20 protein-coding genes are annotated in these 19878 nt (G+C 47.0%); all 20 read left to right on the top strand.

All coding sequences use genetic code 11. The annotated features are described in order from the left end of the window. Positions 1–2 precede the first annotated feature (2 nt). On the top strand, positions 3–548 hold the full coding sequence (locus SFC25_RS15690) for a F0F1 ATP synthase subunit delta (protein ID WP_411216191.1): 546 nt from the start codon (positions 3–5) through the stop codon (positions 546–548). A gap of 18 nt (positions 549–566) precedes the next feature. After that, a complete protein-coding gene (gene atpA / locus SFC25_RS15685) occupies positions 567–2072 on the top strand; it encodes a F0F1 ATP synthase subunit alpha (protein ID WP_411216190.1) in 1506 nt (501 codons plus the stop codon). Positions 2073–2131: 59 nt separating this feature from the next. Beyond that, positions 2132–2998, top strand: a complete 867-nt coding sequence (atpG, locus tag SFC25_RS15680; protein WP_411216189.1) for an ATP synthase F1 subunit gamma — start codon at positions 2132–2134, stop codon at positions 2996–2998. Between the two features lie 23 nt (positions 2999–3021). Next, entirely contained in the window at positions 3022–4416 is a 1395-nt protein-coding gene (gene atpD / locus SFC25_RS15675; protein WP_095220932.1) for a F0F1 ATP synthase subunit beta, read from the top strand. Between the two features lie 38 nt (positions 4417–4454). Continuing rightward, a complete protein-coding gene (locus SFC25_RS15670; RefSeq protein WP_411216188.1) occupies positions 4455–4859 on the top strand; it encodes a F0F1 ATP synthase subunit epsilon in 405 nt (134 codons plus the stop codon). Positions 4860–5051: 192 nt separating this feature from the next. Next, the gene (locus SFC25_RS15665) at positions 5052–5285 is read left to right on the top strand and encodes a DUF1146 family protein (RefSeq protein ID WP_411216187.1); all 234 of its coding nucleotides are present in this window, start codon (positions 5052–5054) and stop codon (positions 5283–5285) included. A gap of 78 nt (positions 5286–5363) precedes the next feature. Continuing rightward, the gene (locus SFC25_RS15660) at positions 5364–6071 is read left to right on the top strand and encodes a YwmB family TATA-box binding protein (RefSeq protein WP_411216186.1); all 708 of its coding nucleotides are present in this window, start codon (positions 5364–5366) and stop codon (positions 6069–6071) included. 33 nt (positions 6072–6104) lie between these two features. Then, entirely contained in the window at positions 6105–7412 is a 1308-nt protein-coding gene (gene murA / locus SFC25_RS15655; RefSeq protein WP_411216185.1) for a UDP-N-acetylglucosamine 1-carboxyvinyltransferase, read from the top strand. Positions 7413–7577: 165 nt separating this feature from the next. Next, a complete protein-coding gene (locus SFC25_RS15650; RefSeq protein WP_411216184.1) occupies positions 7578–8402 on the top strand; it encodes a M55 family metallopeptidase in 825 nt (274 codons plus the stop codon). Positions 8403–8414: 12 nt separating this feature from the next. Continuing rightward, on the top strand, positions 8415–9350 hold the full coding sequence (locus SFC25_RS15645; RefSeq protein WP_038564096.1) for an ABC transporter permease: 936 nt from the start codon (positions 8415–8417) through the stop codon (positions 9348–9350). A gap of 1 nt (position 9351) precedes the next feature. Further along, the gene (locus SFC25_RS15640) at positions 9352–10305 is read left to right on the top strand and encodes an ABC transporter permease (protein WP_411216183.1); all 954 of its coding nucleotides are present in this window, start codon (positions 9352–9354) and stop codon (positions 10303–10305) included. A 4-nt stretch (positions 10306–10309) separates the two neighbouring features. Further along, positions 10310–11299, top strand: coding sequence for an ABC transporter ATP-binding protein (locus SFC25_RS15635; RefSeq protein WP_411216182.1), 990 nt, complete (start codon positions 10310–10312; stop codon positions 11297–11299). Between the two features lie 23 nt (positions 11300–11322). After that, a complete protein-coding gene (locus SFC25_RS15630; RefSeq protein WP_411216181.1) occupies positions 11323–12948 on the top strand; it encodes a peptide ABC transporter substrate-binding protein in 1626 nt (541 codons plus the stop codon). A 74-nt stretch (positions 12949–13022) separates the two neighbouring features. Next, positions 13023–13946, top strand: a complete 924-nt coding sequence (locus tag SFC25_RS15625; protein ID WP_411216180.1) for a S66 peptidase family protein — start codon at positions 13023–13025, stop codon at positions 13944–13946. After that, entirely contained in the window at positions 13943–15040 is a 1098-nt protein-coding gene (locus tag SFC25_RS15620) for a mandelate racemase/muconate lactonizing enzyme family protein (RefSeq protein WP_411216179.1), read from the top strand. Before SFC25_RS15625 ends, SFC25_RS15620 begins: the two co-directional genes overlap by 4 nt. Next, a complete protein-coding gene (locus tag SFC25_RS15615; protein WP_411216178.1) occupies positions 15037–15924 on the top strand; it encodes a C40 family peptidase in 888 nt (295 codons plus the stop codon). The genes SFC25_RS15620 and SFC25_RS15615 overlap by 4 nt, the downstream gene beginning before the upstream one ends. A gap of 106 nt (positions 15925–16030) precedes the next feature. Beyond that, entirely contained in the window at positions 16031–17068 is a 1038-nt protein-coding gene (gene spoIID, locus SFC25_RS15610) for a stage II sporulation protein D (protein WP_411216177.1), read from the top strand. Between the two features lie 75 nt (positions 17069–17143). Then, positions 17144–18091 carry a stage II sporulation protein SpoIIQ gene (gene spoIIQ / locus SFC25_RS15605; RefSeq protein WP_411216176.1) on the top strand — a complete coding sequence of 316 codons (948 nt, stop codon included), beginning with the start codon at positions 17144–17146 and terminating at the stop codon, positions 18089–18091. Positions 18092–18312: 221 nt separating this feature from the next. Next, positions 18313–19380 (top strand): AimR family lysis-lysogeny pheromone receptor, encoded by a 1068-nt coding sequence (locus SFC25_RS15600; protein WP_411216175.1) that lies wholly within the window; start codon positions 18313–18315, stop codon positions 19378–19380. A gap of 215 nt (positions 19381–19595) precedes the next feature. Further along, complete coding sequence (gene spoIIID / locus SFC25_RS15595) at positions 19596–19865, top strand: sporulation transcriptional regulator SpoIIID (RefSeq protein WP_038564118.1); 270 nt, start codon at positions 19596–19598, stop codon at positions 19863–19865. The last annotated feature ends 13 nt before the right edge of the window (positions 19866–19878 follow it).

Genomic DNA, 19878 nt, shown 5'->3' with positions numbered 1-19878 from the left:
CTATGCGTGATGTGACCATTGTAAAACGATACGCAGAAGCGCTGTTCGAAGTAGCAGAGAACCGCGATATCGTGGAAACCGTGCGAGCGGAATTGCACACAGCGAAGCAAGTGGCACAAAACGATGCTGCTTTCCTCCGGTTCCTCTCAGAGCCTAAGATTGGCTTGGACAAAAAGAAAGCATTGATCGAAACTAGCTTCGCTGCAGGAAGCATCGAAGTTCGCAATACGCTGAAACTGCTTTTGGATGCTGGACGTATCAGCAGCATCCCGCAAGTGGCGGATGCTTTCCAAATGTTGTACGACGAAAAGCAAGGAACTGCACAAGCGACAGTTTATTCTGTCCGGGAGCTTTCCGAAGCGGAGCGTCAGACAGTGGCGGAGACATTTGCGAAAAAGCTCGGCAAACAAGCTGTTTCCATCGATAACAAGATTGATCCGACACTGCTAGGCGGTTTGAAAGTACGGATCGGCAATACAATCTACGACAGCTCGATTAAAAACAAGCTGAATCGTATCGAACGAAATCTAGTAAATGTGAGCAAATAAGGATAGAGGTGAGACCGCATGAGCATGAAAGCTGAAGAAATCAGCGCGTTGATCAAACAGCAAATCGAAAGTTATGACGCTGAAATAGAAGTAAGTGATGTTGGTACTGTTATTCAAGTTGGTGACGGTATCGCACGTGTCCATGGCTTGGACAATGTAATGTCCGGAGAATTGATCGAGTTCTCTAACGGTGTCATGGGACTTGCACAGAACTTGGAAGAATCAAATGTCGGTGTCGTTATTCTTGGTGAATACAAAGGCATCCGTGAAGGAGACGAAGTTCGTCGTACAGGACGCATCATGCAAGTTCCTGTTGGCCAAGAGCTTATCGGCCGTGTTGTTAACCCGTTAGGGCAGCCGATCGATGGCAAAGGTCCAATCGAAGCTAGCAGCACTCGTCCAATCGAATCCCCGGCACCAGGCGTAATGGATCGTAAATCCGTTCATGAGCCGCTTCAGACTGGTATCAAAGCGATCGATGCACTAGTACCTGTGGGCCGCGGTCAGCGTGAGCTGATCATCGGTGACCGTCAGACTGGTAAGACATCTGTTGCTATTGATGCAATTCTTAACCAGCATGATCAAGATATGATCTGTATCTACGTAGCAATCGGACAGAAGGAATCCACTGTACGCGGTACAGTAGAAACACTTCGTAAGCATGGCGCACTTGATTACACAATCGTAGTAGCGGCAGGTGCTTCCGATCCTGCACCATTGCTTTACCTGGCACCATATGCAGGTGTTGCTATGGGTGAAGAGTTCATGTACAACGGCAAGCACGTCTTGATCGTATACGATGATCTTTCCAAACAAGCAGCAGCATACCGTGAGCTTTCCTTGCTTCTTAAACGTCCTCCAGGCCGTGAAGCTTTCCCAGGGGATGTATTCTACTTGCACTCCCGTCTGTTGGAGCGTGCAGCGAAGCTAAGTGACGCGAAAGGCGGCGGTTCCATCACAGCATTGCCGTTCGTAGAAACACAAGCTGGTGATATTTCCGCTTATATCCCAACAAACGTTATCTCCATCACGGATGGACAGATCTTCTTGCAGTCCGATTTGTTCTTCTCAGGTGTACGACCAGCGATCAACCCAGGTCTATCTGTATCCCGTGTAGGTGGATCAGCACAGATCAAAGCAATGAAGAAGGTTGCCGGTACATTGCGTCTTGATTTGGCTGCATTCCGTGAGCTTGAATCATTCGCACAGTTTGGTTCCGACTTGGATGCGGCTACCCAGTCCCGTCTAAACCGCGGAGCACGTACTGTAGAAGTACTGAAACAAGGCTTGCATCAGCCGCTATCCGTTGAGAAGCAAGTAACGATTATCTACGCACTAGTAAATGGCTACTTGGATGATATTCCGGTTGAGCAAATTGTTCGTTTCGAGAATGAATTCCACACTTGGTTTGCTGCAAATCAAGCGGACTTGCTGAAAGGCATCCGTGAGACTGGCAACCCAGCTGATTCTGATCAGCTTAACAATGCGATCGAAGCATTCAAGAAGACATTCGTCGTAAACTAACATTTCTATAAATTTCGGAATGCTGCACGTATTCCTTACGAAGGGAGGCTGCATGCGCCTTGGCATCCTTAAGAGATATCCAGAGTAAAATCAACTCTACCAAAAAGACGAAACAAATCACAAAAGCAATGCAAATGGTTTCCGCGTCCAAACTGACACGGGCAGAGCAGAATGCAAAAGCTTTTGTACCATATAGCGAGAAAATACAGGAGGTTGTGACGCAGATAGCCGCATCAGGCGACGCGACACACCCAATGCTGCAGACACGTGCAGTCAAGAAGACAGGTTATTTTGTCATCACGGCTGACCGCGGTCTGGCTGGCGGTTACAATAACAACGTTATCCGCGAAGTATATCGTACCATCCAGCATCAGCACGCTTCTCCAGATGAATATACGGTGATTGCTGCCGGACGTTTCGGACGGGACTTCTTCAAGAAGAACAATCTGCCGATCGCCAAAGAAATCATCGGACTGCCTGATCAGCCGGACTTTGCTGATATCAAGCAGATCGCATCTGAAGCAGTGGAAATGTTCCTGGAAGAAGAAATTGATGAATTGGTACTATTCTACAACCATTTCAACAGTGCTATCTCCCAGGAAGTAACTTCCCAGAAGCTGCTTCCATTAACAGATCTTTCTTCGGAAGGTCCGCGTTCCGTACAGAGCATGTACGAGTTCGAACCAAATGCAGAAGAAATTTTAAAAGTATTGCTGCCTCAATATGCCGAGAGCTTGATTTACGGCGCGTTGCTTGATGCGAAAGCAAGTGAGCACGCTGCACGTATGACAGCAATGAGAAGCGCGACAGACAACGCTAACGAACGGATTGATGATCTGACGCTTACTTATAACCGGGCACGTCAAGCAGCTATTACACAAGAAATCAGTGAGATTGTCAGCGGAGCGGCTGCGCAGCAATCCTAAGAATACAGATAGGAGGGGTCCAGATGAGCAAAGGTATCATTACGCAGGTTATGGGTCCGGTTGTGGACGTACGTTTCCCTAACGGCCACCTGCCTGCCATCTATAATGCACTAGTTGTCCAAGTGAACGAAACTTCTTCTTTGACATTGGAAGTAGCTCTTCACCTTGGTGACGATAGTGTTCGTACAATCGCGATGTCTTCTACAGAAGGCGTACAGCGCGGGAAAGAAGTAGTGGATACAGGAGCAGCTATCAGCGTACCTGTAGGGGAAGCTACACTAGGACGTATTTTCAACGTATTAGGTGAAACAATTGACTTGGATGAGCCTATCCAAGGCGAAATCAAGAAAGATCCTATCCACCGTGAAGCACCAGCATTCGAAAACCTTGCAACAGAAACTGAGATCCTTGAAACAGGTATCAAAGTTGTCGACTTGCTTGCTCCATATATCAAAGGTGGTAAGATCGGTCTCTTCGGTGGTGCAGGTGTAGGTAAAACTGTACTTATCCAGGAATTGATCAACAACATCGCACAAGAACACGGCGGTATTTCCGTATTCGCTGGTGTTGGTGAGCGTACTCGTGAAGGTAACGACTTGTACTTCGAGATGAAGGACTCCGGCGTTATCGCGAAGACTGCAATGGTCTTCGGTCAGATGAACGAACCACCTGGAGCACGTATGCGTGTTGCCTTGACTGGTTTGACAATGGCAGAGCACTTCCGTGACCAAGAAGGTCAGGACGTACTTCTGTTCATCGATAACATCTTCCGTTTCACACAAGCAGGTTCCGAGGTATCCGCATTGCTTGGCCGTATGCCATCAGCAGTAGGTTACCAGCCGACACTTGCTACAGAGATGGGTCAGCTGCAAGAGCGTATCACATCTACAAATGTAGGTTCCGTTACTTCCATCCAAGCAGTATATGTACCAGCCGATGACTATACAGATCCGGCTCCGGCTACAACTTTCGCTCACTTGGATGCAACAACAAACCTTGACCGTAAACTATCCGAACAAGGTATCTACCCTGCCGTAGATCCACTTGCTTCTACATCCAGAGCATTGGATGCGAACGTAGTCGGAGAAGAACATTACAATGTTGCACGTCAAGTGCAGCAAACATTGCAGCGTTACCGTGAATTGCAGGATATCATTGCAATCCTTGGTATGGATGAGCTTAGCGAAGAAGACAAACTTGTCGTTGCACGTGCACGCCGCGTACAGTTCTTCCTTTCTCAGAACTTCCACGTTGCGGAGCAGTTCACAGGCCAAAAAGGTTCTTATGTACCTGTAAAAGAAACAGTTGCAGGCTTCAAAGGAATTCTTGAAGGTAAATACGATCACATCCCGGAAGATGCTTTCCGTCTTGTTGGACGTATCGAAGAAGTGCTTGAAAAAGCTGGCGTTAACCAGTAAGCAGCAATCATGTAATAGTAGGATAGGAGGGGCTCCTGATGAGTACCGTAACAACAAGCATTGTTACTCCTGATGGCCCTGTTCTGGAAGAAGACTATGAAATGGTTAGCTGTACAGCGGAAAATGGTGAACTTGGTATCTTGCCAGGTCACATTCCGTTGGTAGCGCCATTGAAGGTTAGCTCGGTTCGTCTACAGATCCAAGGTCGCACAGATTATGTTTCTGTAAGCGGCGGTTTTCTTGAAGTCCGTCCGGACAGGATCACGATTCTTGCTCAATCAGCCGAAAGAGCAAGTGACATTGATGTGGACCGTGCAGAACAGGCGAAGCAACGCGCTGAGAAACGTCTGCAGGATAAGCAGGCTAACTTGGACCAAATCCGCGCTGAACAAGCGCTTAACCGGGCAATAAACCGACTTGAAGTCGCGTCCCATGCCCGTTGATAAAAACAGCATTCCGACAAGGAATGCTGTTTTTTTTTATTTCATTTCCTGGGCAATAAATGATGGCGGGGTTTGGCAAATGCCGTTATAATTTGAAGGAATCGAGTTTAATAGTACGGAAATTAGGATATCAAGGTATTATGTGCCAAATAGCGCGCGTAAACCTGTTTATCCGTGAAGGAGCTGTATTTCATGTTTGCGGTATTAGGACAGGATGCGATGCTGGGGATAGTTTCCCACATAGCTTTTATGGCAATTACTTGGCGTATATTGATGGGGGTCAATGTAGATGCATTAATAAAGAAAGGGAAAGTCTTTGAAGCCCGGATGCTGCTTATTCTCCTGACGATTGTTATCGGGACAACTGTAAGCAACGTATTCCTCCAACTGGTCAACTGGACCAAACAGCTCCAGTATCTACTCTAGTAATCTAGCATACATGTATAAGCTTTTTTCTCTCTGTTCATACTGTTTCTAAAATGGGCGGACAGGGGAGAAAGAAAAATGAAACATTATCTTGGTTTGATCGTAATCATCATTATGCTGGTAGGTAACAGTCTCGAATCACGCGGAGCCGTAACAGCTGACGTAACGGAGGATGTTAATCGTATGTATGACGTATTGGATAGTGAAGGGACCGAGCTTTTATCCTTTGAAATTACAATACGAGAGGCTATTTCCCGGGATGATATCAAAGAAAGAATGATGGAATTAGAAAGCACGGGGACTATTGTGAAAGAAAAAACGGAAAAAGCTACAAAATTTCTGGTACATACCCCCCATAAACAAAATGCCATTGCCGAACGTATATTGCTGGTAGTACCTACAGATAAGGCATACCAAGCAGAACTTATCTATACTGTTTCCGGTTCGGAATGGACAGAAAATGTGCAACAATCTGTCCAAGACCTGACAGCTGCGGCAGAATCGCGATTTTTCACGTATAATGCGACAAAATTCGCTTGTCTCAAAGCGGGTTTCGGTGATAAAATAAGCGGTGGTATTTTGTTTCAGAATGTCATGGAAAAATTAGATGTTCAACCACTAACGAATATGCAAGATAACGTTTACACTACGACAACAGGATATACAACACAATTGAAAGCCAGCCGTTCCTTAGCAGACAACATGAATATCCAGCTTGCGCTGCATGATGGGAATGGGCAATCAACCGTAACTGTAGGAACGCCTATCATAACGACTGAATATTAATATAGTGAAATTGGACGCGGAGGAGAATGTAACTTGGAAAAAATCATCGTCCGTGGTGGAAGGCAGCTTAAAGGATCTGTCAAGGTCGAAGGTGCGAAGAATGCCGTACTGCCTGTCATCGCAGCAAGTATAGTTGCAAGTAAAGGAAAAAGTGTTATTACTAATGTCCCGGCTTTAGCCGATGTATTTACGATCAATGAAGTGTTACGCAGCATGGGTGCTGAGGTGGAATTCAGCAATGGAACAATCACTGTCGATGCCACAAAGCAGATGACAACAGAAGCACCTTTCGAGTATGTCCGGAAGATGCGGGCATCTGTATTGGTTCTAGGTCCATTATTGGCACGTTTCGGTCATGCGAAAGTTGCATTGCCGGGTGGCTGTGCAATTGGTTCCCGGCCAATCGATCAGCACCTGAAAGGGTTCGAAGCGATGGGAGCTAGTGTACAGGTCGGCAACGGCTATGTAGAATTAAGTACTGAAGGACGCCTGCAGGGCGCTAAAATATATCTGGATGTACCTAGTGTAGGTGCAACAGAGAACATCATTACAGCAGCCGCATTGGCTGAAGGAACAACGATTCTGGAAAACTGTGCGAAAGAGCCTGAGATTGTCGATCTAGCAAACTATCTGAATGCGATGGGTGCGAAAATCGTTGGCGCTGGTACAGAAACAATCCGCATCGAAGGTGTCGAAGAACTGACAGGCGCTGAGCATGTCATGATCGCGGACCGAATCGAAGCAGGTACTTTCATGGTTGCAGCCGCAATCACGAAAGGTGATGTCCTGATTGAAGGCATCGAAATGGAGCATGTGCGTGCTGCTGCTGCCAAAATGGAAGAAATGGGTGTTATCATCAAGGAAGAAGAAAATGGCATTCGTGTTATCGGTCCTGACAAATTGACAGCGACAGATGTTAAAACACTGCCACACCCAGGATTCCCGACAGATATGCAGTCACAGATGATGGCTTTGATGCTATGTGCAGAAGGCACCAGCATCATCACAGAAACAGTATTCGAGAATCGCTTCATGCATGTGGAGGAATTCCGCCGCATGAATGCTAAGATTAAAATCGAGGGCCGCAGTGTTATCATGGAAGGTCCAACAAACATGCAAGGTGCTGAAGTAGCAGCAACAGATTTGCGCGCTGGAGCAGCTCTTATCCTGGCAGGTTTGATTGCAGATGGTTATACGCGTGTTACAGAGCTTAAGCACTTGGATCGCGGTTACGTTAATTTCCATGGTAAACTGGCAGCACTTGGTGCAGACATCGAACGCGTGAATGATGAAGTGTTCGAAGAAGCAGCTGCTGCAATCGAAGAAACGACAACTTATTAATGCTGATAAAGATAAGTCCCTTTGTAAGAAGGGGCTTATTTTTTTATGTCTTTGTAAGAAAGCCTTCCCTACAAATTGGTAATTCTTCTTCCTAACTGTATTGGGCTATGCTATAATTATTTAGAAAATTCAACTAATATAGAAAGTTCAGGAGAGAGGGATGGGATGAAATTATACTTATCGGTAGACATGGAAGGAATCGTAGGTTTACCGGACTATACATATGTGGATAGCTCAAAACATAATTATGAACGGGCAAGACGGATTATGACAGCAGAAACAAATAGCATCATCGATGCAGCGATTGATGCAGGTGCAGAATATGTTCTTGTCAATGACAGCCATTCTAAAATGAACAACCTGTTGGTAGAGGAATTACATGAAGAGGCTTATTTGATATCTGGTGAAGTGAAACCGCTTTCAATGGTTCAAAGTCTGGACGGAAGCTTTTCAGGTGCGATGTTTTCCGGCTATCATGCGCGAGCAGGACAGTTCGGTGTGATGTCCCACAGCATGATTCATGGGGTACGCAACTTTTTTCTGAATGATGAGCCAATCGGAGAACTGGGTTTCAATGCATATGTCGCTGGCCATTGCGGTGTGCCGGTCCTGCTGGTCGCAGGTGATGATCAAGCGTGCATGGAAGCAGAACATCTTATCCCAGGCGTTGTGACAGCACCAGTCAAACAGACATTATCGCGCTCTGCCGTCTTGACGCTGACGCCGAAGAAGGCCAGCAAGCTTCTTCGTGAAAAGGTGAAAAAAGCGATGGAAAGAGTCGCGGTAGCGGAACCGCTCGTTCCGCCGGATGAAATTGTCCTGCGTATCGAATTCACCAACTACGGTCAAGCAGAGTGGGCCCATTTGATGCCAGGCACCTCTATCGAGCCAGGTACAACCATAGTCGCTTTTCCTGCCAAAGACATCATCGAAGCGTATCGTGCCATGCTCGTCATGACAGAGCTGGCAATGCATACGACCTTCAGTTAGGAGTGACAGCTTATGGCGATATATCTGATTCGCCGTTTTGTAATCATGATAGCAACCATTTTCGTTATTGCGACACTGACATTCATCTTGATGCACAGCATTCCGGGGAATCCGTTCACGACACAGGACCGGAGTACGAGTGAAGCTGTTCAGGAAAACTTGAATGCACATTATCATTTGGATGAGCCGATGATCGTTCAATATGGTATCTGGCTCAAATCCTTGGCAACCTTCGATTTCGGGCCATCCATCAAGCAGCCGACAGAAACAGTGAATGATTTGCTTGGCCGCGGGTTCCCGATATCAGCCGAACTCGGCATGTGGACAATTACCATCGCCCTTATTTCCGGTATTACATTAGGTGTCCTGGCCGCGTTAAAACACAACGGCATTATAGATTATATTGCGATGACATTGGCCGTATTGGGTATTTCCATTCCGAACTTCATCCTGGCAACATTGCTGATTCAGCAGCTCGCTGTCAATCTGCAGCTTTTGCCAGCAGCAACCTGGTCTTCACCGATGCATATGATCATGCCAATTATTGCTTTGGCTACAGGGCCTACAGCAATCATTGCGCGTTTGACAAGATCGAGCATGCTGGAAGTCCTGACACAGGATTATATCAAGACAGCACGGGCAAAAGGCCTGTCCCCTGCTAAAATCGTGATCAAGCATGCTTTGCGCAATGCATTGATGCCCGTAGTGACCATTCTTGGAACATTAGTGGCGGCGATTCTGACAGGTACATTCGTTATAGAACGTATTTTTGCCATACCTGGTATGGGAAAGTATTTTGTTGAAAGTATCAATAACCGTGATTATCCGGTCATTATGGGAACGACTGTTTTCTACAGTGCCTTTCTCATTTTTATGCTTTTCCTAGTCGATATCGTGTACAGCATCCTGGATCCAAGAATCAAGCTGCATAAGAAAGGAGGCAGCTGATATGGAACATCCAAATAGACCAATCGGGACGACTGGAGAGCAAATTCCGGATGAATGGTTCCAGCCGATAGAGAAGGATTTGAACAAAGCGGAAGAAGTATCCCGTCCAAGTTTGTCTTTCTACAAAGATGCATGGCTGCGGTTGAAGCAAAACCGGCTAGCTATAACTGGGCTATTCTTTCTAATCGTGCTGATCCTCGCAGCAGTCTTTGCTCCGATTTTCTCGCCGTACTCCATCTCGGAAGGGGCATTACGGAACCAGAACTTGGCACCATCTGCAGCGCATTGGTTCGGCACCGATAATTTGGGACGTGATGTGTTCACTCGTCTTTGGCACGGAGCACGTGTCTCGCTGTTTGTCGGTGTAGCAGCTGCCTTGATCGATCTCTTTATAGGTATCATTTATGGCGGTGTCGCCGGCTACAAAGGCGGGCGTACGGACAGTGTCATGATGCGCATCATCGAAGTGCTCTACGGATTGCCGCATTTGCTAGTAGTTATCCTGCTGCTTGTTGTGATGGGACCGAGTCTATTCACAATCATTGTAGCTCTGACGATCACGGGCTGGATAGGCATGGCCAGGATCGTCCGCGGCCAGGTGATGCAGCTGCGCAACCATGAATATGTGCTTGCATCCAAAACATTAGGAGCAAGTACCGGTCGAATCATCCGCAAGAACTTACTGCCAAATACGATGGGCCCGATCATCGTACAGATCACGCTGACTGTACCATCGGCAATTTTCGCTGAAGCGTTCCTGAGTTTCCTGGGCCTTGGTATACAGGCGCCGAATGCAAGCTGGGGATCGATGGCCAATGATGGTCTGTCCGCAATTCTCTCTGGAGATTGGTGGCTGTTGTTCTTCCCGGCATTGTTCATCAGTTTGACAATGTTCGCCTTCAATGTACTGGGTGATGGCTTACGGGATGCATTCGATCCGAAGCTGAGGAGGTGACAGAATGGAAAAGATACTTGAAATTGAAGACTTGCATGTGCATTTCTCGACATATGGCGGAACTGTCCAGGCTGTCAGAGGTGTAAATCTGTATTTGAAAAAAGGAGAGACACTGGCCATTGTCGGAGAATCGGGGAGCGGAAAAAGCGTCACGAGCAACAGCATCATGCAGCTTATCCCATCTCCATCAGGTAAGATTGTCCGAGGTTCCATTCGTTTCAAAGGTAAAGATCTTGTGCAAACATCTAAAAAGGAAATGCGCGCTATCCGGGGTGTGGACATTTCAATGATCTTCCAGGATCCGATGACAGCACTCAATCCTACTTTGACTGTCGGTGACCAGTTGACTGAAGGCCTGAAGCAGCATACATCAGCGAGCACAGGCGAAGCAAAGACAAAGGCCTTGGAAATGCTCCGTTTAGTCGGTATAGCCAATCCGGAAAGCCGGCTGAAGCAGTATCCACATCAATTCAGCGGCGGGATGCGGCAGCGGATTGTCATAGCCATGGCACTTATATGCGAACCGGATTTGCTCATCGCTGATGAACCTACGACAGCACTAGATGTGACCATCCAGGCACAGATCATGGAGCTGTTCAAGGAAATCCAGGAAAAGACAGGAGTATCGATCATTCTTGTCACACATGACCTTGGTGTTGTTGCCCGTGTTGCAGACCGTGTCGCTGTCATGTACGGGGGGAAAATCGTTGAAACCGGGGACAAAGAGGATATCTTCTATCGTCCGCAGCACCCTTATACAATCGGGTTGCTGCAATCTGTGCCTCGACTCGATATGAAGGAAGATATCCTGCAGCCAATCGACGGGACACCGCCGGATTTGTTTGCACCGCCGAAAGGCTGTCCGTTTACTGCTCGCTGTGCACATGCGATGCAAGTATGTGCGAATGTGCATCCTGGCACCAGTTATCTTTCCGATTCACATCAGGTGGAATGCTGGCTGCAGGATGCACGCGCCAAACGGCAGCCAGTCTGATCATATTTCAAGGGGGAAAAGTGATGAAAAGAAACTGGAAATTATCTATGATTGCTTGTCTTGCTGCATTGGTCCTTTTACTTTCTGCGTGTACTGCGAACAACAGCGCCGGCGGCAGCGGCGGTGGGGAGGAAGGAGAGGACAAGAAAGTCCTGCGTCTTAATAACGGACAGGAGCCTACATCTCTTGATCCGCCTGAAGGCTTCGACAGCGTATCGTGGGTCATGGTCAACAACTTGATGGAGGGGCTTACACGTCTTGATGAAACGCACCAGCCACAAGCAGCGATTGCGGAGAGTTGGGATGTCAGCGAAGACGGCAAGGAGTATACGTTCCATCTTCGTGACGATGCCAAATGGTCCAACGGTGATGACGTTACCGCTAATGATTTTGTCTACGCATGGAAGCACATGCTTGATCCGGAACAAGCTTATCAGCCGGCATTCCTGGCATATGTGATCGAAGGAGCCGAAGCGTTTAACAGCGGTGAAGGCAGTGCGGATGATGTTGCCATTGAGGCAGTCGACGAAAAGACATTCAAGGTGACACTTACAGCACCTACAGGATACTTCCTGAACCTATTGACTAACCCTGCTTTCTTCCCAGTCAATGAAAAGGTTGCAGAAGAAAACCCGGAATGGTTCGCAGAAGCAGACACATACGTGAGCAACGGTCCATTCAAAATCGACAGCTGGTCGCATGATAAAGAGCTGATCATGGTCAAAAACCCGGAATATTGGGATGCTGGCACGGTGAACCTTGATCAAGTGAACTGGGCAATGGTTGCCGATCGAAATACAGAATATCAGATGTATCAGAGCGGTGACTTGGATAGATCCTCCATCCCGGCAGATAATGCGAAGGAACTGATGGAAAGTGATGAGCTGGTAACCGAGGTACAGGCCGGTGACCAATTCCTCCGCTTCAATGTACAAAAAGAACCTTTTACAAATGAGAAAATCCGTAAAGCATTTGCAATGGCAATGAATCGTGATGATATCGTCGAGTTTGTCCGCGGTATTGGCGAGCAGCCTGCACGCAGCTTCGTACCATATGGCTTTGAAACACCAGATGGCGGCGATTTCCGTGAAGAGAATGGGGACTTGGTCCAAGATGATCCAGCCGAAGCGAAGAAATTGCTGGAAGAAGGCATGGCGGAAGAAGGCTGGGATGAACTGCCTGCTGTGACACTGACATACGGTACAAATACAGAAAATGAACGCTTGGCAGAAGGCGTGCAGAATATGCTTTCCGAAAACCTAGGTGTTGACGTAACATTGCAGACAGTTGAATCCAGTGTGTTCAGCGAAGAGCAGACGAAACTTGTCTATCAGTTGTTCCGGGGATCCTTCTTGGCGGATTACGGTGATCCGGTTAACTTCCTGGAAAGCTTTACAACGGAATCCTCTTCTAACCGTACAGGCTGGTCCAATGAAGAATACGATAAATTAATTGCGGATTCGAAAACACAAAGCGATGAGGCAGCACGTTACGAGATGCTGATGGAAGCAGAGAAAATATTGATGGATGAAATGCCGATCGTACCGCTTCACTTTTATCAGCATGTGTACTTGCAAAAGACGAATGTAAAGAATGTCATCATGCACCCAGTCGGCTACTTGGAGCTGAAATGGGCGGATATTGAATAAAGCAGAGGAAGAGAAGTGGTGAGAACCACTTCTCTTCCGTCTGTCATACCATACATATAGACTGGGAGGAGATAATGATGAAAGCATCTGTGTGGAAAAAAGGAGATACAATCGGGATTGTATCACCAGCAGGTCCGATTAAACGCGAGGAACTCGAGCAGGGGATCAAGATTGTGGAAGCGTTAGGTCTGCATGTGAAGCTGGGAAAGCATGTGTATGATAAAAATGGCTATCTTGCCGGTACTGACAGTGATCGAGCCGCAGATCTGAACGATATGTTCAAAGATGATGAAGTAAAAGGAATCATTTGCAGCAGAGGCGGCTATGGTTCTGGTCGGATTGTCGAAATGCTTGACTATGAAGCTATCAAAGAAAACCCGAAAGTACTGCTTGGGTACAGTGATATAACGTATCTACATACAGTGATCCGGCAGCGGACGGGGCTGATTACTTTCCATGGTCCTATGGTGGCTCACGACATGGGGGAATCTGACTTTGCCAAACTGAGCTATGATTTGCTGCAGCAGTTCTTTACACCCCAGGATGTTGTCTATACTACAGCAATTTCCCCGCTGGAGGCTATTGTACATGGCAAGGCTGCAGGAGCATTAGTCGGCGGGAATCTATCCTTGCTGACTAGCACGCTCGGTACACCAGATGAAATTGATACAAAGGGCAAGCTGCTTTTGTTGGAAGATGTTTCTGAACCACCATATAAAATCGACAGTATGCTGAATCAACTGAAGATGGCAGGCAAACTGGAGCAGGCGGCAGGCATCCTTATCGGGGATTTTACTGATTGTGAGTCAAAAGATCCGGAAACATCGCTCTCATTTGACCAAGTCCTTGTTGATTACCTGACTGACTTGGAAAAACCAGTATTGAAAGGATTTCGTATCGGGCACTGCAATCCGAATATCACAGTGCCGCTTGGAACGGAAGCAACGATGGATACCAAAACAAAAACTCTGCGCGTAGAGGCAGGAGTTACAGCATGAAGATAGCTAGAATAGATGTATACCAATCAGCCGTCCCTTTGAAAAAAGCCTTCAAGACAGCATTGCGAACAGTAACGGTTGCAGAGGCTGTCGTTGTGAAAGTAACAACAGATGATGGTGTGATTGGCTGGGGGGAAGCACCACCGACGCATGTGATCACTGGGGACAGCTTAGCAAGCATTCGTTATGCTGTGGAAGCAGTTATCAAACCAGCCATCATCGGCATGTCATTACTGGAACGGGATGTTTTATTTGATAAACTGCAAAACTGCCTTGTTGGGAACACAAGCGCCAAAGCGGCAGTGGATATGGCATTGCATGACTGTATTGCACAATATGCTGGTATGCCGTTATATCAGCTGCTTGGCGGGGCACAGGATACATTGGAAACAGATTATACTGTCAGCGTCAATACACCATCGGAAATGGCGTCAGATGCATCAGGCTATGCAGGGGATGGTTTCAGCACCTTAAAAATAAAAGTTGGCAAAGATGATATCGAAACGGATTTAAGACGGCTCCAAGCAGTTCGGGAGGCAGTTGGCAGCAGTATCACGCTTCGTCTTGATGCAAACCAAGGGTGGGATAGGAAAACCGCAGTCCGTGCCATCAGCAGGATGGAGGATATGGACCTTGCTATCGAACTTGTGGAACAGCCCACAGCTGCTGCAGATTTGAAGGGATTACAGTATGTAACAGCAAATGTCCAGACACCAGTCATGGCTGATGAAAGCTTATTTTCCCCGCAGGATGCCCTTGCGCTGCTGGAAATGCGTGCGGCTGACTTGCTCAATATCAAATTGATGAAAGCGGGCGGCATTCAGCCTGCACTGGATATCGCCCGTATCGCTCGCTCTTATGGTGTAGAATGCATGGTCGGCTGTATGATCGAATCCCGAATTGGTATCAGTGCAGCAGCGCATCTGGCTGCCAGTCAGCAGCATATTACACGGGTCGATTTTGATGCACCGCTCATGCTCCGGGAGGATATCGTTACAGGCGGCGTCCGATATGAAGGTAGCAGACTGCTGCTCAATGCATCGCCAGGGCTCGGTATCCTGGCAGTGGATGTCCAAGGAGAGGAGGTTATATGAAAGAAAGGGTAATCGCTGTTTCCGTCGCTAATCTTTGGACAGATCCGGACTCCTCCAGGCAAATAGATACATCGATTGTGGCTAATCCATCTGATCCATCACGCTGGGTGCATGAGCTTTCCCATACCGACAAATTGGAGCTGCATGAAAACAACCTGCTTCAATCCCAAGTGCTATTCGGTATGACAGTATGGGAAACGGAAAGTAAGGATGACTGGGTTAAAGTAGTGATACCTTCCCAGTCAACGCCCAAAAATCCACAAGGCTATCCGGGCTGGGTACCTGCCCGTCAGCTTGCAGATCCGCTGCCGCAATCAGAACATATGATTGAAGTGCGAGCAAAGCAAAGCACGATTCTGATAGAAGATACCAGTGAAGTAATGCAGCTCAGTTTTTTGACAAAGCTTCCTTTAGTTGAAGATTCAGGAACGGCATTTACTGTTTTGACACCGCTTGGCCGGGGAAGGATTTCCAAGTCGGAAAGCCGCCTCTGGACTGCGCGTCAGGAAGATGGCAAGGCCCTGATTATGTATGCAGAACAATTCATTGGACTCGACTATCTATGGGGCGGTATGAGCAGCTGGGGCTACGATTGCTCCGGATTTGCCCACAATATGCATCTTGCCGGCGGGTACGCCATTCCACGGGATGCCAGTGCGCAGGCTCTGCAAGGGAAAGCAGTGAGCTTGGATCAAGCAAAACCGGGGGATTTGCTATTCTTCGCTTATGAAAATGGCAAAGGCCGTGTCCACCATGTTGGCTTCTATTATGGAAATGGGCAAATGCTGCATGCCCCGAAAACAGGAAAACAAATTGAAGTGCTGCATTTGGCTGGGACAGAGTATGAAACAGAGCTTTGTGCCGTCAGAAGATATTGGAGCTGATAGAGTGCCCGCGGGTACTCTATTTTTTTATGGGCAGATGTTCTAGCAATCCACAGAAGATACATAGAGTAAAGAGTAGACCAGCAGGCAGATAAGGAGGTCCTCTATGCAAAATAAGAAACCCAGCACAAAGCGGCGTCTCAAGTCCCACGTCACCATCACCATGTTGATTGTCTGTTTATTCGCTGTCATCGTGGCGCTCCCCACATTGATTGTAGTACCATTTATAGACCCCGGTGGAATGGAGAGGACGGCTACAGCAATGGAACAAGAAAAAGAGGTTAAAGAAACAGCCAGTGTGGCGGTGGAAGTGAGCCGCACAGCAAGCAACACAGTGGAAACGGTGCCGCTTGAGACGTATGTGACACGTGTCGTCGCTTCCGAGATGCCCGCCGACTTCGAACTGGAAGCTCTCAAAGCACAAGCTGTCGCGGCACGGACATATGTTGTGCGTTATATGGAAGATCATCAAGCAGAGAAACCGGAAGCAATCGAGGTATCCGATTCTACCAGCGACCAAGTATATAAGAATGAAGAGGAACTCCGCCAGGCATGGGGCAAGGATTATGAGAACAAAATGACGAAACTGACAGAAGCTGTAGAAGGAACAAGCGGTGAGATTATCACGTATGACGGGGAACCGATTACACCTTCTTTTTTCTCCACAAGCAATGGGTACACGGAAAACGCGGAGGACTATTGGGAAAATCCGCTGCCATATTTAAAATCGGTGGAAAGTCCATGGGATTTGCAATCACCGAAATTTGAAGATCAAAAAGTGATTGGAATGGAAGAAGCAGAGAAGCTTCTCGGTGTTGAAATCGATCCGAATAAACCACCAGGTGAACTCAAACGCAATAGCAGCCAGCGCGTTTCTGACGTGGAAATTGGCGGCAAGCACTTCACTGGCAGAGAGATTCGCGAAAAACTGGGACTTAAATCGACAGATTTCACCTTATCGATGAAGGATGAGCATCTCGTCTTCCAAACGAAGGGATATGGTCATGGCGTCGGAATGAGCCAATATGGTGCGAATGGCATGGCTGCTGAAGGTAAATCGTATAAGGATATCCTGACGTACTATTACAAGGATATCGAGATTGATAAACTGCCGGCAGAGGGCGCCAAGCTTGTGTCCAAGTAGTGTTGGAAAATTTTTCTGAAACGCATGTATAGGAATCTATCTTTGTGACGACAATGGTTGCAGAGGTGATGATCTATGAAGGAAAAAAATAGCGTTTCAAAATCTAAGTGGAAACGTCTTTTCCGTAAAAAATGGTTTTTCCCAGCGTTGTATCTTGGTATTTCCGCTTTGCTTTTAACAGCAGTATTGTGGTATCAGAGCGGTACAAACGAGCCTGAGCAGGCAGAAGAAGATAAAGGTATCTTCGATTCACTAGGGTTCAATGGCGATGAAGAAGCAACTCCTGTAGCAGAACAAGATGAAGTAGTGAAAGCTCCTGTAGCAGAAGATGCAGAAGCGACAGTCGTGACGAAATTCTATGATCACAAAGCAGACAGCGAAGCCCAAGAGAATGCACTCGTACTCTACGACAACAAATACTATCAAAGCACCGGAGTGGATTACGCTGCAGCTGATGGCGAAGCCTTCGATGTCCTGGCCGCATTGAGCGGAACTGTGACAGAAGTGAAGGAAGATGCCTTGCACGGTAACGTTGTGCAGATCGAGCATAAAAACGGAGTAGTGACATACTATGCTAGTCTGGAAGATGTAAAAGTAGAAGCAGGACAAGAAGTGAAGCAAGGCGATGTCCTTGCAACAGCAGGACAGAGCCTATTTGCAAAAGATAAAGCGACACATCTACACTTTGAAGTGCTGAACGGCGATACACCTGTTAACCCGGAAAGCTTTTTCAACCAGCCTGTAAGCAAATTGCAGGAAGCGAAAACAGAAACAGAAGCAGTACAAGAAGACACAGCTGATACAGCTGGTCAGAACGAACAGCCTAAGACAGATGCTCCAGCGGAAGAGAATACGGACGCTGAAGCTCCAGCAGAAGAAAATGCAGATGCTGAAGCAACGCCTGCAGATGAATCTGGTGATACAGAAGAAACACCTGACGCATCTGATGAAGAGAAATCCCCTGAACAAGATGAGCAGCCAGAGGACGAAGCTACGTCTTCCTCTTCTTCCGCACAAACTTGATTCGACAGAAGCACCCCGATCCCGGGGTGCTTTTTTTAGGCAGAAAGCAGTCCAACAATAAAACCAGGAAACCTAAGAATTTGTCGAACGAATCAGCCTTGAAACCGCTTGTAATTATCTGAAAAGATGGAATAATGAAATGGTGCAAAACACAAGATGAAAGTCGAAGTCAAGAGATTCCATGGAGGTAAGATTGGGAAATGTGAGAGGAGAAAGGAACGTTGAATCAATCCAGTTTGCGTAAGGATGCGACTGACTTGGGCAAGCTCTCAGCAGCATCAAGCAGGGTGTCAGATCTTTGGTCTTTCATTCAGCTGGTAGAGACAAGTCATGATGTGAAGCAGGTTGTAGATCAGGCGGCGAGTTTCTGTGTACATTCTGTATCTGCGGATGTTCAGCTGGCGGCAATGGATTTTCTTGGGATGAACTATTATGAAGAAGAACTGCAGCTGCTGATACAAAAAAATAAGAACTCGCTGCACCAGCGAAACAGATCGTATGCTCATTTGTACGAACTGATAATCCAGTACCAGGCGTACAAGCTGCCAGGTGATGAGTTTGAAAGACAGGTGAGCCGCCACCAAGCCAATTATCCGGAGGCGAAGGCTCTGGTTTTGTTCGGGAGGATTTATCAGCATTTTCATCGCCACGATTATCATACTCTCGGATACTACCTGGATGAATTACAGGAGACGATCATGCTCATCAAAGATTATTTCCTGCGTATCATGATGACTGTCCGAATGGACAAGCTCTTGTTCCAGTACCATTGGAAACGGAATGAATTGATCATAGCCAGAAAACATAGCCGAAACATTCTCCAACATACATATCTGCCAGGCCAGCGTGCCGTACAGCATTACAAGATGGGGTTAACCTTCCTTTTCGACGACAAGATTTCCAGCTTCTCTCATCTCGCAGAAGGCAGCAAGATGGCAAAACAGTATAACATTTCATGGCTGACACAGTTGCTCGACCGGCAAGTGCTGCCGATTGTGGCTGCGCACTTTGGGATTTTGCATACGTATTTGACAGATGACCCGATTGCGCTTGCTTATATTGAGTTCCAGCTTGGCGAGGTGGATAGTGCAAGAAAGCGTTATCCTAAATGGAGGCCTGAAAAACAGACGGCATTTTATAAATATTTCGATGGACTCATCCACCAAAATAAGGATTATTTAGTAGCATCCTATCACCAATTCATCCGCAGACATAAAGACTTCTATTTTTCCCGTTTACCTATGTATGCAATCCAAAAAATAGATAACGACAGACCCTCTACAAGCTGAGAGGGTCTTTTTTTATGGAATAAAACAGCTTTGCAGCTAATAAGATGTTACAAACCAAAGCAAGTGTTTGAAGGGGAACGAGTGTGAAGCGCTCAACGCGGCAGATGCCTAAACAGCTATGACTTTCACAAGAAAAATACATATCCGAATTACTTCATCGCTTCTCATCTTGTCTCATGAACATCAAGAACCGTCAACTTAAGGAGGCATGGGCTGTGCATGATTATATCAAGGAGCGCACGGTGCGCATAGGTAAGCACATTGTGGAGACGAAGAAGACAGTTCGCGTGATTGCAAAGGAATTCGGTGTATCCAAGAGTACCGTTCATAAAGACCTGACAGAGAGACTGCCGGAAATCAATCCCGATTTGGCCAATGAAGTGAAGGAGATCCTTGATTATCACAAAGCTATCCGTCATTTGAGGGGCGGGGAAGCAACCAAACTGAAGTATAAACTGGAAACGAATACCGACGCTCCTGCCTAAAACCCAACTTTCA

It is taken from the genome of Terribacillus saccharophilus (assembly GCF_046592595.1).
In the GTDB taxonomy this organism is placed as follows: Bacteria; Bacillota; Bacilli; order Bacillales; family Amphibacillaceae; genus Terribacillus; species Terribacillus saccharophilus_C.
The sequence above is the reverse complement of the archived record's forward strand: the minus strand, read 5'-3'. Positions and strand labels throughout refer to the sequence as shown.

What these genes read in the sequence shown, in the direction of transcription:
- SFC25_RS15660 (WP_411216186.1), top strand. Translation starts at nt 5,364, where the DNA reads ATGAAACATTATCTTGGTTTGATCGTAATCATCATTATGCTGGTAGGT.
- SFC25_RS15625 (WP_411216180.1), top strand. Translation starts at nt 13,023, where the DNA reads ATGATGAAAGCATCTGTGTGGAAAAAAGGAGATACAATCGGGATTGTA.
- SFC25_RS15640 (WP_411216183.1), top strand. Translation starts at nt 9,352, where the DNA reads ATGGAACATCCAAATAGACCAATCGGGACGACTGGAGAGCAAATTCCG.
- atpD (WP_095220932.1), top strand. Translation starts at nt 3,022, where the DNA reads ATGAGCAAAGGTATCATTACGCAGGTTATGGGTCCGGTTGTGGACGTA.
- SFC25_RS15670 (WP_411216188.1), top strand. Translation starts at nt 4,455, where the DNA reads ATGAGTACCGTAACAACAAGCATTGTTACTCCTGATGGCCCTGTTCTG.
- SFC25_RS15630 (WP_411216181.1), top strand. Translation starts at nt 11,323, where the DNA reads ATGAAAAGAAACTGGAAATTATCTATGATTGCTTGTCTTGCTGCATTG.
- atpA (WP_411216190.1), top strand. Translation starts at nt 567, where the DNA reads ATGAGCATGAAAGCTGAAGAAATCAGCGCGTTGATCAAACAGCAAATC.
- spoIID (WP_411216177.1), top strand. Translation starts at nt 16,031, where the DNA reads ATGCAAAATAAGAAACCCAGCACAAAGCGGCGTCTCAAGTCCCACGTC.
- SFC25_RS15635 (WP_411216182.1), top strand. Translation starts at nt 10,310, where the DNA reads ATGGAAAAGATACTTGAAATTGAAGACTTGCATGTGCATTTCTCGACA.
- SFC25_RS15665 (WP_411216187.1), top strand. Translation starts at nt 5,052, where the DNA reads ATGTTTGCGGTATTAGGACAGGATGCGATGCTGGGGATAGTTTCCCAC.
- SFC25_RS15645 (WP_038564096.1), top strand. Translation starts at nt 8,415, where the DNA reads ATGGCGATATATCTGATTCGCCGTTTTGTAATCATGATAGCAACCATT.
- SFC25_RS15690 (WP_411216191.1), top strand. Translation starts at nt 3, where the DNA reads ATGCGTGATGTGACCATTGTAAAACGATACGCAGAAGCGCTGTTCGAA.
- SFC25_RS15650 (WP_411216184.1), top strand. Translation starts at nt 7,578, where the DNA reads ATGAAATTATACTTATCGGTAGACATGGAAGGAATCGTAGGTTTACCG.
- SFC25_RS15615 (WP_411216178.1), top strand. Translation starts at nt 15,037, where the DNA reads ATGAAAGAAAGGGTAATCGCTGTTTCCGTCGCTAATCTTTGGACAGAT.
- spoIIQ (WP_411216176.1), top strand. Translation starts at nt 17,144, where the DNA reads ATGAAGGAAAAAAATAGCGTTTCAAAATCTAAGTGGAAACGTCTTTTC.
- SFC25_RS15620 (WP_411216179.1), top strand. Translation starts at nt 13,943, where the DNA reads ATGAAGATAGCTAGAATAGATGTATACCAATCAGCCGTCCCTTTGAAA.